Below are 13,028 nucleotides of genomic sequence, written 5' to 3' on the forward strand. Positions count from 1 at the left end.
CCACCCGGTGTTCGGGTCGTCGGTGGTGCCGTAGGGCGCTGCGGGCGGCAGAATCGGGCGGGTGGACGGACCGGTACTTCTTCTCGTAGTCATCTTCGCGATCGCGGTCGCGGGATTCGCCAAGCGTCTGGACCTGCAGGTCCCGCTCGTTCTGGTGACCGTCGGATCCATCGCATCGTTCGTGCCCGGCGTACCGCACATCAGTCTCTCGCCCCAGCTCATCCTCGGTGTCGTGCTGCCGCCGTTGCTGTACTCCGCGGCGCTGAACTACTCCTTCGTCAGTTTTCGCCGCAACATCGGTCAGATCCTGCGCCTCGGTCTGGTGATGGTGATCGTGACGACCGTGGCCGTCGGGTACTTCGCCAACCTGCTCGTTCCCGAGCTGACCCTGGGCGCGGCCCTCGTGCTCGGTGCCGTCGTGGCCCCACCCGACGCGGTCTCTGCGATCGCCGTCGGCCGCAAGCTCGGCCTGCCCGCGAGAATGATGGCCATCCTCACCGGGGAGAGCCTGGTGAACGACGCGGCTGCGTTGACCTTGTTCACCTTGACCGTTGCGTCGGTGACGGGCAGTCGTATCGAACTCGGCTCACCGGTCCTGTTCTTTCTGTACGAGATCGTCGGCGGCGTGCTGGTCGGATTCGTCCTCTCGCGCATCGTTCGTTTCGTGCGAAACCGGATCGCCGACTCGGCGCTCGAGACGGTGCTCGGACTCGTCCTGCCGTTCGCGGCCTATCTGGCAGCGGAAGAGATTCACGCGTCCGGCGTGTTGGCCGTCGTCACCGCAGGTTTCGTACTGGGCCGTGTCACGGCCGACGTGTCGGTCTCGACCCGGGTGCAGGAGCGCCAGGTGTGGCCGACGGTGGACCTGCTGCTGGAAGCATTCGTGTTCGCGTACATGGGTTTACAGCTGAAGTTCGTCATCTCCGAGGTGCAGCGCGAGGGTCTTCCGGTGCATCACATCTTCGGGTACGCGCTGCTGGTGCTGCTCGTGGTCATCACCGTTCGTCCGGCTTGGATCTTCTTCAACTCGGGGAGAAACCTGCTCTTTCGCACGGTGTTTCGCCGCGAGGGGGTGGCCGACGGCCTGACGTGGCAGCAGAACCTGGTGCTGTCGTGGGCCGGGATGCGCGGGGTGGTGACTCTCGCCGCAGCCGCGGGTGTCCCGTTCACCACCGTGCTCGGCGACGAATTTCCCGGGCGGGCGGTGATTCAAGCCGTCGCGTTCGTCGTCGCAGTCGGAACGTTGCTGCTGCAGGGCCTGACGCTTCCGCTCCTTATTCGACGATTGGACGTCGCCGATCCACTCGAGCAGCAACGCAACGACAACCAACGATTGCTCTCGCAGGCCATCGCCCGCACGGCTGCCGAGACCTACCTCGAGCGGGCCGCGAAGGACGGCATCTCCGGCGTCGACAGTGATCGGGTAGCCGAGGTGATCGCGCGCGTGCGACGGTCGGTGCGGGCCCGGATGGACGCGGACGAGACCGAGGACCGGGAGAAGCGAATCGCGGCGGCCGGCGCGCTGTTCGACACCCTGCGGCACAATGTCCTGGTCGCGCAGCGGGCCGCACTGATCGCCGCCCGCGACTCGGGGGAGTTGGACGACGAAGCCCTACGCGCAGTGTTGAATGGTCTGGACGTGGAAGAGATCGCGGCCGAGGCACGCATCGAACGACGCACGACGTAGACGACGAACACAGTGGGAGCGCTGAGACAGTGAGGTCGACCGGACTGGTGGCCGCCGCGGCACTGGTGTTCGCCCTCGCCGCGTGCAGTTCGCCTGCCGTGCCTCCCGTGGCTCCGGCACCCACGTCGAATCCGGCACCCGAGGGCTCCGACCGCGGTTCGATCGTGTCGTCGATGCCGCTCGGTCAGGTCGACATCGGTGTCGCCTTCCTGGGTGGATCCGCCACGAAGATCGTCTACCGCACCACGGACGGCGTCACCGGAGGCGGAACCGAGACATCGGCAACCGTGTTCGTACCCAAGGGTTCTGCGCCTGCCGGTGGCTGGCCGATCGTCTCGGTCGGGCACGGTACCACCGGTGTCACCGACGAGTGTGCGCCCTCGCTGTATCCGAACCTGTTGGGCACCATCGGCCTGGTGACGCCCTTCCTCGAGCGCGGCACCGTCGTGGTGGTGACGGATTACCAGGGTCTGGGGACTCCGGGAGATCCGGCGTATCTGAACATCGATGCTGCGGCCTACGACGTCATCGATGCCGTGCGCGCCGCGCGTACAGTGGTGCCCGACGTCGGAACCCGATGGGGCGCCATCGGCACTTCTCAAGGGGGACAAGCAGTCTGGTCCGCTGCCGAGCGTAATGCGGAGTACGGCGACGGTTTGGAACTGGTCGGAGTCGCCGCGCTGTCGCCTGCAGCCGATCTGACGCGGTACTTCGCAGCCGACACCGAACAGACCCTGTCCCGTCAGTTGCTGGTGCCGTTTCTCTACGAGGGTCTGCACGTCACGGATCCGAGCGTCGAGCGCTCCGACTACATCCGCGGCACCTTCGCCGACAACGTGACCGCGCTGACGGCGTGCAGCGATCTGCTCGGTTTCTCCAAGGCCGACGCGGGTGCCGTCATCGATCCGGCCGATGCTGTCCCGGCCGATGACCGGGCCGCGAATCGTATGACGGACTGGCTCCGATCGGTGGCGCTGCCGACGTCCCGCACCGATGTTCCGCTGTTCGTTCTGGTCGGCGAGCGCGACGACCTGATCGATCCGCAGTGGACTCGCGACGCCGTGGCGAAAGCCTGCGGACTCGGCGACGACGTGGAACTGCGTTCGGAACCCGAGCAGGGGCACGCGGATCTGGCCGCCAACGCGATCGGCGTCGACTGGCTCGTCGAGCGTTTCCTGAACGTGCCCAACTCGACCACCTGCGCACGATGACCGCGGCACTGGCGTGGATGGCGGTGATCGTGGCGGCGATCGTCACCGCCATCGCGCTGATCAGCCTGCGTGGCCGACGCGATCTGACCACCCCGGAGGAGCGCGCGGTTCATGCCACCCTGCATACCGCGTCGTTGGCGGCGAAGCCGCTGCGGAACGGTCTCGATGCCCGCTCGGCTGCCGCCGCTGCTCCCCATCTTCGAGTCCTGACCGGGGCGGATGCATTGGGTATCTGCGATCCGAGTGCGTCGCTGCTGGCCTGGGACGGGCCGTGGCCGGAGTTGACTCCGGCGTTCGTGGAGGCGGCCAGACGCGCCGTCGACGGGCAGCGGCGAGTGCTGGTGCGGCTTCCGCTCGGCTCGATCCACGAGGTCAAAGCACTGGTGGTGCAGCCGTTGATCGACGAGGATTCGCCGGTGGTGGGGGTGCTCGGTGCCGCGGTGGTGGCCGAACCAGGGCCGGGGATGCTCGGGGCCATCGCCGAGGTCGCGCGCTACGCGTTCGGTCAGATCGAACTCGCCGAACTCGACGCATCGCGGGCGCGGTTGGACCGAGCCGAGGTGCGTGCACTCCGGGCCCAGATCAGCCCGCATTTCATCTACAACGCGCTGGGCACCATCGCGTCGTTCGTCCGTACCGACCCGGATCGGGCACGGGAACTGGTGCTCGAATTCGCCGATTTCACCCGGTACTCCTTCCGCAACGCCGGGGAATTCACCGTGCTCGCCGACGAGCTACGCAACATCGATCGGTACCTGACGCTCGAACGGGCCCGGTTCGGCGATTCGCTGCAGGTCACCCTGCAGGTGGCTCCCGAGGTGCTCGGGGTGGCCCTGCCTTTTCTGGCACTGCAGCCGCTGGTGGAGAACGCCGTCCGGCACGGGTTGTCGGGCAAGGCCGACGGCGGTCGCGTCACGATCATCGCCGCCGACGAGGGCACCGACGCCGTGATCAGCATCGAGGACGACGGAGTGGGAATGGACCCCGAGGTACTGCGATCGGGCAGCATGCACACCGAGGATGCGGCCCACGTCGGACTGGCGAACGTGGACGATCGGCTGCGGGCGGCCTTCGGAAACGACTACGGTCTCGTCGTGGACACCGCACCGGGAGCAGGCACGAAAGTGAGCATGCGGGTGCCCAAGTTCAGGCCGGGGGTGCGGGCATGACGCATCCAGCGAACTCCGGTTCGTCGCGCGGGCTGGTCGTGCTGGCGGTCGACGACGAGCGGCCCGCCCTGGACGAGCTGGCTTTCCTGCTGCGCGAGCAGGAGGCCGTGGCCGAGGTGCACACCGCGCAGGACGCGACCACCGCCCTGCGCCAACTCAAGCAGACCTCCGGTCAATCCGTGGTCGATGCAGTGTTCCTCGACATCAACATGCCCGGCCTCGACGGCCTCGAGCTCGCCGGAATCCTGTCGGCGTTCGCTCGGCCACCTGCGGTCGTGTTCGTCACCGCGCACGACGATCGGGCATTGGCTGCCTTCGATCTGGGCGCGGTGGACTACCTCCTCAAGCCGTTGCGCGACGACCGCTTGGCCGAGGCCGTCCGACGGGTTCTGCTTGCCCGTCGTCGGCCCGCCGAGTCGGGCGAATCGGCTGCCGACGAGGTCATCCCGGTCGAGCTCGGTGGAACCACCACGCTGGTACACCGGTCGTCGGTGGCATGGGTGGAGGCCGACGGTGACTACGCGCGGCTGCACACCGCCACCGGTTCGCACCTGGTGCGAATTCCCATCTCGGCTCTCGAAAGTCGTTGGGCCGATGCCGGTTTCCTGCGAGTGCATCGTTCGTATCTGGTTTCGCTTTCGTTGGTCACCGGAATCAGAAGCGTCGGTTCGGGCTTGGTGGTGTGTCTGCGCGCCACCGGCGCGCTGCCGGCCTGTGAACTCCCGGTGAGCCGGCGGCACACCAGAGAACTGAAGGACCGGCTCGTGCGCGGTCCGCTGCAGTCGTGGTCGTCACGGTGACGAGAGGTGCGCGGTGAGTCAGCCGCACCGGGAGCGGGTGGTGCTCTCGCAGCGCCGCGGCGCGCGCCTGGTGCGCACCCGCGTCGAGGTGCAGGAGCAAACCGAGGTGGGCGACGCGCTGGTGCGAAGCCTGGTGCGTGCGCAACTCCTGCTGTCGCTGCGCCTGGCAGTGATGACGTTGTCGATCCTGTTCGCGATTCCCCTGTTGGGCATGCTGCTCACCCGTTTCACCGATGTCGCGCCGTTCGGTATCGGGTTGCCGTGGTTGCTGCTGGGGGTGGCCATCTATCCGTTGCTGTTCGGCGTCGGCCGCGCGTACGTGCGCCGCGCCGAGCGTAACGAGGCCGAGTTCGTCGGCCTGGTCGAGGACTAGGCGCCGGTGAACGGATCGATACCCGTCGCGACACTGATTGCGTTGATCGTGGCCGCGGTGGCAACTGTCGGCATCGGTGTCTACGGAGTTCGATTGGCCCGCACCACGTCCGACTTCCTGGTGGCCTCGCGGACCGTCGGACCGCGGTGGAACGCCGCGGCCATCAGTGGCGAGTACCTTTCTGCCGCATCGTTTCTCGGTGTTGCCGGTCTCATCGCCAAGTACGGTGCCGATGCGCTGTGGTATCCCGTCGGCTTCACGGCAGGCTATCTCGGTCTACTGCTCTTCGTCGCCGCCCCACTGCGCAGGAGCGGTGCGTACACGGTGCCCGACTTCGTCGAATTCCGGCTCGGCGCACCATGGTTGCGTACCGTGGCCATGCTCGTGGTGGTGGTGATCTGCGCGCTGTATCTGGTGCCGCAGTTCCAGGGCGCAGGCCTGACGCTGAACATCCTCCTCGGGGTGCCGGGCTGGGTGGGAGCACTCGCGGTCGGTCTGATCGTCATCGCGAACGTCGTCGGCGGCGGAATGCGCTCGATCACCTTCGTGCAGGCGTTCCAGTACTGGCTCAAGCTCACCGCGATCGCCATCCCTGCGCTGGTGTTGACCGTCCACTTCGTCGCCGACGACCGCAGCGTCGGTACCGCGGCCCCGCCGACCGTCGCCGAGCAGACCCGGGTCGACATCACCACCGACGTGCTCGTGCAGGTCGACTCGCCGATCGTGGTGTCCGTGGCAGGAACCCTGGACGAGCAGAGCGTCGACGGACGTGTGACTCTCGATGCCGGCGAACACCGGCTCGGGTCCGGGACACTGCTCACCCTCGACGCAGGCTCGCCGGTTCCGGTAGTCGCCGGCGCGCCGACCACCGACCGCGCCTGGGCGATGCCCGGCGGGGGACTGGGCGGTCAGCACCCGCTCTACCAGGTGTATTCACTGATCCTGGCCACGTTCCTCGGCACCCTCGGGCTGCCGCACGTGCTGGTGCGGTTCTACACCAACCCCGACGGCCGAGCCGCGCGATTGACCTCGCTGACCGTGCTGGCGCTGCTCGGCACGTTCTATCTGTTCCCGACGGTCCTCGGAGTGTTCGCCCGGCTCTACGTGCCGCAACTGCTCATCACCGGTGCCTCCGACGCCGCAGTGTTGCTGCTGCCCGGCTCCGTGCTGTCGGGGGTACCCGGCCAGCTGCTGGCCGCACTCGTCGCCGCCGGTGCTATCGCCGCCTTCCTGTCCACGTCGTCCGGCCTGCTGGTCAGCATCGCGGGTGTCCTGAGCACCGACGTGCTCTCGGGCAAGGTCCGAGACTTTCGTGTCGCGGCCGTCCTTGCCGGCGCAGTGCCACTTGCACTGTCGATCGGCGTTGTCTCACTGGATCTCTCGCGTACCGTCGGGCTCGTGTTCGCCGTCGCCGCGTCCACGCTGTGTCCGCTGCTCGTGCTCGGCATCTGGTGGCGCGGACTCACCGCAGCAGGAGCCGCGGCCGGGCTGTTCCTCGGCGGCGGACTCTCCCTCGTCGCCGCGTCGATCTCCGTCGTCACCCCCATCTCCGACGGCGTCCTCGGGGGCTGGGCGGCAGCGATACTCGGCTACCCGGCCGCGGTCAGCGTTCCCGTGGCCTTCGCCGCGATGATCGTCGTCAGCCTCGCCACCCGGCGAACAGTGCCGTCGGACATCTCCCGAATCTTCGCCCGATTGCACCTGCCCGAAGGCCTCGACATGGGCAAAGACCGAGAGCGCGAGCTGTAGCGAGAGGAGGCCGTTCGTCGGGTCTGCGCTACCGCTCGTCGCACACTCCCGCAGCCCGTCGTGTGATCGACGCCACCCCCTGATGTTGTGACCTGACTCTCACTACTGTTCCGAGTCAGCTACAGCTCACATCTACTTCAGGAGTCCAAGGTGACCGCACCGGAAACCAATTCGCCACCGGACGCGCAAGCGTTCGTCGACATGCAGGCCAGTCCCGAGTTCCAGGAACTCCGGCACCGCCTGCGTAGCTTCGTGTTCCCGATGGCCGGGTTCTTCCTGGTCTGGTACGTCATCTACGTGCTGCTCAGCACCTACGCCGTCGACTTCATGTCGACCAAGGTGTGGGGCAACATCAACGTCGGTCTGCTGCTCGGCCTCGGCCAGTTCGTCACCACGTTCGCCATCACCGGCATCTACGTGCGGTTCGCCAACCGTGAACTCGATCCTCGCGCCGCAGCCCTGCGCGCCGAGATGGAAGCCTCCCAGGGAGCGAAGCCGTGAATGTAGAAGCCGTGAACATTCTTGCCCAGGCCGCCGACACCACCGTCGGTGAACCGCTCGTCAATATCGCGATCTTCGGCGCGTTCGTCCTCATCACGATGGCCGTCGTCATTCGCGCCTCCAAGAAGAACGCGACGTCTGCGGAGTTCTTCACCGCGGGCGGCGGATTCTCCGGACCGCAGAACGGCGTCGCCATTGCCGGTGACTACCTCTCGGCCGCAAGCTTTCTCGGTATCGCCGGTGCCATCGCCGTCTACGGCTACGACGGCTTCCTGTACTCCATCGGGTTCCTCGTCGCCTGGCTCGTCGCGCTCCTGCTCGTCGCCGAATTGCTCAGGAACACCGGCAAGTTCACGATGGCGGACGTGCTGAGCTTCCGGCTCAAGCAAGGCCCGGTGCGCACCGCGGCCGCACTGTCGACCCTGACGGTGTCGCTGTTCTACCTGTTGGCTCAGATGGCAGGTGCCGGCGGACTCGTCGCACTGCTGCTCGACATCTCCGACCGCACCGGGCAGTCCATCGTCATTGCCATCGTCGGTGTGCTGATGATCGCGTACGTGCTCATCGGCGGCATGAAGGGCACCACGTGGGTGCAGATCATCAAGGCCGTTCTGCTCATCGCCGGCGCCGCATTCATGACCGTGCTCGTGCTCGCCAAGTTCGGCCTGAACTTCTCCGAGCTCCTCGGTAGCGCGCAGGCAATGGTGTCGAGTTCGACCGATGCAGCAGTGAATGCCCGTGACGTCATCGAGCCCGGTGCCCAGTACGGCGGCAGCGCCACCTCGAAGATCAACTTCCTGTCGCTCGGCATCGCACTCGTCCTTGGTACGGCAGGCCTGCCGCACGTGCTGATGCGCTTCTACACGGTGCCCACCGCCAAGGAAGCTCGTCGCAGTGTCGTGTGGGCCATCGCGCTCATCGGTGCGTTCTACCTGTTCACCCTCGTGCTCGGCTACGGCGCCGCAGCGATCGTCGGACCCGACCGCATCCTGGCCTCCGCCGGCGGTCAGAACTCCGCAGCCCCGCTGCTGGCCTTCGAGCTCGGCGGCGTCATTCTGCTCGGCGTCATCTCTGCGGTCGCCTTCGCGACCATCCTCGCCGTCGTCGCCGGATTGACGATCACCGCGTCGGCGTCGTTCGCTCACGACATCTATGCGAGCGTCATCAAGAAGGGCAAGGTCGACGACAAGAAGCAGGTCAAGGTCTCGCGGATCACGGCCGTCGTCATCGGCATCCTGGCCATCGGCCTCGGCATCCTCGCGAACGGGCAGAACATCGCCTTCCTGGTGGCGCTGGCGTTCGCCGTCGCGGCAGCAGCGAACCTGCCGACCATCCTGTACTCGCTGTTCTGGCGTCGCTTCACCACCACGGGCGCACTGTTCAGCATGTACGGCGGCCTGATCTCGACGATCGTGCTGATCATCTTCTCCCCGGCCGTGTCGGGATCGAAGACGTCGATGATCCCCGGCTCGGACTTCGCATGGTTCCCGCTGTCCAACCCCGGCATCGTGTCGATTCCGTTGGCATTCATCCTCGGTATCGTCGGAACGCTGGTCTCGAAGGACACCGAGAACACCGACAAGCAGGCCGAGATGGAGGTTCGCTCTCTCACCGGCATCGGTGCGGAGAAGGCCAGCGCCCACTGATCCACCTGTAGAACTGTTCGCGAAGTGCCCGTGTGAGCAAGGCCTCACACGGGCATTTTTCGTCCAGCGGTTACCATCCCTGCTGTGGCCAAGCTGAAGGTTTCCCTCGACGTCCCGCTGACTCCCGAGCAGACGTGGGCGCATGCGTCCGATCTGTCCGGCTACGAGCAGTGGCTCTCCATCCACGAAGCGTGGCGCGGTGAGCTGCCCGAGCAGCTGGCCGTCGGCACCACCCTGGACTCCATCGCCAGCGTGAAGGGCATGCGCAACCGCGTCTCGTGGAAGATCGAGTCCTACGATCCGCCCCGGAAGCTCGAGCTCAAGGGCAACGGTAAGGGCGGAGTGAAGATCGGTCTCGACCTGTCTGTGAAGTCCAAGGGTGACGGGTCCGAGATCACGATCGACGTCAACCTGGGCGGTGCCCCGTTGTTCGGACCCATCGGGTCCGGTGTCGCTCGCGCGCTCAAGGGCGACATCGAGAACTCGCTGAAGACGTTCGTCAAGATTTACGCCTGACGGTGTAGGAGTGGAGATACATGCCCGGTAGGCACAGTGCGCCGTCGTCCGCGACGGGCAACAGAGGGTTCGCCAAGTACGTCGTCGTTGCCGTCGTCCTGCTTCTGATCGTCGCAGGCGGAGTGTTCGTGGCGCAGAAGGTCTTCGGCAGCGACTGCGGTGACCCGTCGAACTACACGTTGGCTGCCGACCCCGCGATCGCGCCGGTACTGCAGAAGATCGTCGACGACTCCGCGCCCGAGGATCTCGGTTGTGCCGAGGTGGCGGTGACGGCGATGGAGTCGGGTCAGGTGTCGGCCGCAGTGGCCAAAGGCGACGACGTTCCCTCGCTCTGGATTCCCGATTCGTCGCTGTGGGTCGGCAAGACAGTGCGATCGACCGCCTCGCTGATCGACCTGGCGAGCCAGTCGGTGGCGAGCACCCCGGCCGTCCTCGCAACCCGCAAGGACGAGGTTCCGTTCTTCGACACGTGGCTCACCGCACTGAAGCTCGAAGGTTTGCGCATCGGTAATCCGTTGGCCAACACCATCTCCGACGCGGCGATCCTCGGGGCGGTAGCCGAGGCGGGTGGAGACGAGAAGGCCCTCGATGCGGTGTCCACGGCGCTCGTGCCGATCGCTCAGGCTCAGGCCGCCACCCGAGGCGAAGCCGATCCCACCACCCGGTTGGACGATCTGGTGGCCGACGGCGGCGTGGCCGTGGTGTCCGAGCAGACCATGTTGCAGTACCGAAACGACACCGGTGCCGAACTCGGTGCGACGGTGCCGCCGACGGGCAGCATCTTTCTGAACTTCCCGCTGGCCGTCACCGAGCCTGCAGGCGAGCGGCACGACAGCGCGAAGTCGGTCGGCACCGCACTGGCCGCGGTCATCGAATCCGATCGAGGTCGGGAGATGTTGTCCGAGGCCGGTTTTCGGTCGGAAGACGACGCGCCCCTCGATTCGGATCGTGGTATCGGTGCCGTCGAGAGTCTGGCGATCGGCGACCAGCAGGCTGCCGAATCGGTGCTGCGTCAATATCAGGTGCTGGCGCTCCCGTCGCGAACGCTCGTGATGGAAGACGTGTCCGGCTCGATGAACTACAGCGCCGGGGCGAACACCCGGATCGCGATGACGGTGCAGGCCAGCGAGACCGGGAATCGACTGTTTCCCGACAACGCGTCGATGGGATTGTGGGCCTTCTCCATCGGACTCGGCGGCGGCGATCAGGATTACCGTGAGCTGGCACCGATCCGGCGCATGGACGAGAAGGTCGGCAACACGACCCAGCGGGAAGTGCTGCTGCAGCAGACCCGCACCCTTCCGTCCCTGGTCGGTGGTGGAACCGGACTGTACGACACCACGTTGGCCGCGTTCCGCACCGTGCAGCAGGGCTACGACCCCGACGCGGTGAACAGCGTCATCATCCTCACCGACGGTGCCAACGAGGACCCGAACAGCATCTCGCTCGACGAGCTGCTGGCCACACTGCGTACCGAACAGGACCCGTCTCGTCCGGTCGTCATCGTCACCATCGGTATCACCGACGACGCCGATGCGGGTGTGCTGCAACGAATTTCTGCTGCCACCGGGGGTACCAGCTTCGTGGCGCGAAACCCCGCCGAAATACCGAACGTCTTCGTCAATGCACTGAGAAGCCGTTCCGGTCGCTGACGGGAGCGGCTATGCTGTGCGCCGCGTGCTCTCCGTCACGTGGGGTAGTGCGGAGAAGTCCCGCAACACAGTCGTGTCGGGGGTATAGGTAGGGGAGCCAGCGATGTCGGGACGTCACAGCGGCAGTAGTCGCAGGTTCAGTCCTGCCGTGACCTGGGGCGCGGCCGCGCTGGCAGTAGTCGTGGTCGCGGCCGGAGGCTGGTTCGGCGTCCAGGCCGTACGCGCAGCGGGTTCGGACTCGTGCGAATCGCTGGACACGGTCTCGCTCGCGGTGGACACCTCGATCGCCGAACCGGTGCAGCAGATCCTGGCCCAGGCGGGCGAGGTGGACCGCGGCTGCGTCGACTTCGAGGTGCGGGCCGAGCGCCCCACCGACACGGCGACCGAGATCGCAGGTACCGACGAGAAGCGCCCCGACCTGTGGATCCCGGACTCGACGTTGTGGCTGCTCAAGACTTTGCGTTCGACCGGAGCCCTGCCCGAACTCGCCAAGACATCGGTGGCGAACACACTGCCCGTGCTGGTGTCGGCCTCCGAGGCCGCTCCGGTGACCGACACCTGGCTCAGCGTGCTGCAGATGCCGGGCCAACGCTGCGATCCTCGGTGCGCTGGCCGAGTCCGAGGTCGCGATCTCCGACGCCAAAGCCGTGTCCGCCGCTCTGGTGCCCATGGCACAGGACTTCGGCCGGATAGCCGACACGCCCCACGACACCCCGGACCTCGTCGCCCAGGTGGCGACCGAGGGCGGAACCAGCGTCGCCACCGAACAGGCCGTGCTGGCCTACGAGGCAGCGAACCCCGGATCGTCGCTCACCGAGTCGGTGCCGCCGACGGGCAGCTACTTCCTCAACTACCCCCTCGCCGTCACGGCTCCGGCCGGGCCGGAGCACGACCGCGTCAAGGCCGCCGGGGCCGCGTTGGCGTCGGTGCTGGCCTCGCAGTCGGCGACGGACACACTCGTTGCAGCAGGCTTCCGAACGTCGAGTGGAACCCCCTTGGCCGACGGCAGAGGCGTCGGCTCGGTGGCCGCGTTGGAAATCAAGAATTCGTTGTCGATCGAGACCACGCTGCGCGATTGGGCGGTACTCGCGTTGCCGCTACGGACCCTCGTCGTCGAGGACGTGTCGGGTTCGATGGCGGCCAAGTCCGGCGACTCCACCCGCATCGCGTTGACCGTCGATGCGTCGCTCGGTGCCAACGATCTGTTCAGCGACCAGACGCAGATGGGGCTGTGGGCCTTCTCCATCGGACTCGGTGGTGGAAAGCAGGATTACCGAGAACTGGTGCCGCTCGGCCCGGTCAGCAACACGTTCGACGGTAAGCCGCAGCGTCAGGCCATTCTCGATGCAGTCCGTGGGCTACCGGCTCTGGTCGGAGGCGGGACCGGACTCTACGACACGACGCTGGCGGCGTTCCGACGTGTCAAGGAGGGCTACGACCCCGATTACGTCAACAGCGTCATCATCCTCACCGACGGCGCGAACGAGGACAACGGCAGCATTTCTCTGGATCAGCTTCTCGCTGCCCTGCAGAAGGAGCAGGATCCGGTGCGTCCCATCGTGATCATCACGGTCGGTGTCACCAGTGATGCCGATCCGGTTGCGCTGCAGCAGATCTCCGCGGCCACCGGTGGTACGAGCTATGTCGCGGAGGATCCCCGCGATATCCCGGACGTGTTCGTCAAGGCGTTGAACTCGCGCACCGAGCGTCTCGCGGGGGAGTAG

12 protein-coding genes are annotated in these 13,028 nt (G+C 66.5%); 11 read left to right on the forward strand and 1 reads right to left on the reverse strand.

Features of this window, described 5'->3' with window-relative positions; genetic code table 11:
• Positions 1 to 61: 61 nt before the first annotated feature.
• The 10 genes from J1M81_RS20980 to J1M81_RS21025 all read left to right on the forward strand — a co-directional run bounded on the left by J1M81_RS20980 (position 62) and on the right by J1M81_RS21025 (position 11,304).
• Entirely contained in the window at positions 62 to 1,687 is a 1,626-nt protein-coding gene (locus J1M81_RS20980) for a Na+/H+ antiporter (RefSeq protein ID WP_032399860.1), read from the forward strand.
• A gap of 29 nt (positions 1,688 to 1,716) precedes the next feature.
• Positions 1,717 to 2,898 (forward strand): S9 family peptidase, encoded by a 1,182-nt coding sequence (locus J1M81_RS20985; RefSeq protein ID WP_206498761.1) that lies wholly within the window; start codon positions 1,717 to 1,719, stop codon positions 2,896 to 2,898.
• Positions 2,895 to 4,067: a sensor histidine kinase gene (locus tag J1M81_RS20990; protein WP_206498762.1), complete on the forward strand. Its 1,173-nt coding sequence runs from the start codon at positions 2,895 to 2,897 to the stop codon at positions 4,065 to 4,067. The genes J1M81_RS20985 and J1M81_RS20990 overlap by 4 nt, the downstream gene beginning before the upstream one ends.
• Positions 4,064 to 4,867 (forward strand): LytTR family DNA-binding domain-containing protein, encoded by an 804-nt coding sequence (locus tag J1M81_RS20995; protein WP_206498763.1) that lies wholly within the window; start codon positions 4,064 to 4,066, stop codon positions 4,865 to 4,867. Before J1M81_RS20990 ends, J1M81_RS20995 begins: the two co-directional genes overlap by 4 nt.
• Positions 4,868 to 4,880: 13 nt before the next feature.
• A complete protein-coding gene (locus J1M81_RS21000; protein ID WP_027495968.1) occupies positions 4,881 to 5,240 on the forward strand; it encodes a hypothetical protein in 360 nt (119 codons plus the stop codon).
• 6 nt (positions 5,241 to 5,246) lie between these two features.
• The gene (locus J1M81_RS21005; RefSeq protein ID WP_032399855.1) at positions 5,247 to 6,989 is read left to right on the forward strand and encodes a cation acetate symporter; all 1,743 of its coding nucleotides are present in this window, start codon (positions 5,247 to 5,249) and stop codon (positions 6,987 to 6,989) included.
• A gap of 201 nt (positions 6,990 to 7,190) precedes the next feature.
• Positions 7,191 to 7,490, forward strand: a complete 300-nt coding sequence (locus J1M81_RS21010) for a DUF485 domain-containing protein (RefSeq protein WP_063216896.1) — start codon at positions 7,191 to 7,193, stop codon at positions 7,488 to 7,490.
• A gap of 11 nt (positions 7,491 to 7,501) precedes the next feature.
• Complete coding sequence (locus tag J1M81_RS21015; protein WP_206498867.1) at positions 7,502 to 9,136, forward strand: cation acetate symporter; 1,635 nt, start codon at positions 7,502 to 7,504, stop codon at positions 9,134 to 9,136.
• Positions 9,137 to 9,220: 84 nt separating this feature from the next.
• On the forward strand, positions 9,221 to 9,652 hold the full coding sequence (locus tag J1M81_RS21020; protein WP_027495972.1) for an SRPBCC family protein: 432 nt from the start codon (positions 9,221 to 9,223) through the stop codon (positions 9,650 to 9,652).
• Between the two features lie 20 nt (positions 9,653 to 9,672).
• Complete coding sequence (locus J1M81_RS21025) at positions 9,673 to 11,304, forward strand: substrate-binding domain-containing protein (protein ID WP_206498764.1); 1,632 nt, start codon at positions 9,673 to 9,675, stop codon at positions 11,302 to 11,304.
• Positions 11,305 to 11,418: 114 nt separating this feature from the next.
• Here the strand turns inward: J1M81_RS21025 and J1M81_RS27060 are convergent, their stop codons facing one another.
• Positions 11,419 to 11,862 (reverse strand): hypothetical protein, encoded by a 444-nt coding sequence (locus tag J1M81_RS27060; RefSeq protein ID WP_346742265.1) that lies wholly within the window; start codon positions 11,860 to 11,862, stop codon positions 11,419 to 11,421.
• A gap of 110 nt (positions 11,863 to 11,972) precedes the next feature.
• Between J1M81_RS27060 and J1M81_RS21030 the strand changes: the two genes are divergently transcribed.
• Positions 11,973 to 13,028 (forward strand): VWA domain-containing protein, encoded by a 1,056-nt coding sequence (locus J1M81_RS21030; RefSeq protein ID WP_241258319.1) that lies wholly within the window; start codon positions 11,973 to 11,975, stop codon positions 13,026 to 13,028.

Source organism: Rhodococcus sp. KRD175 (assembly GCF_017168275.1).
GTDB classification, from domain to species: Bacteria; Actinomycetota; Actinomycetes; order Mycobacteriales; family Mycobacteriaceae; genus Rhodococcoides; species Rhodococcoides fascians.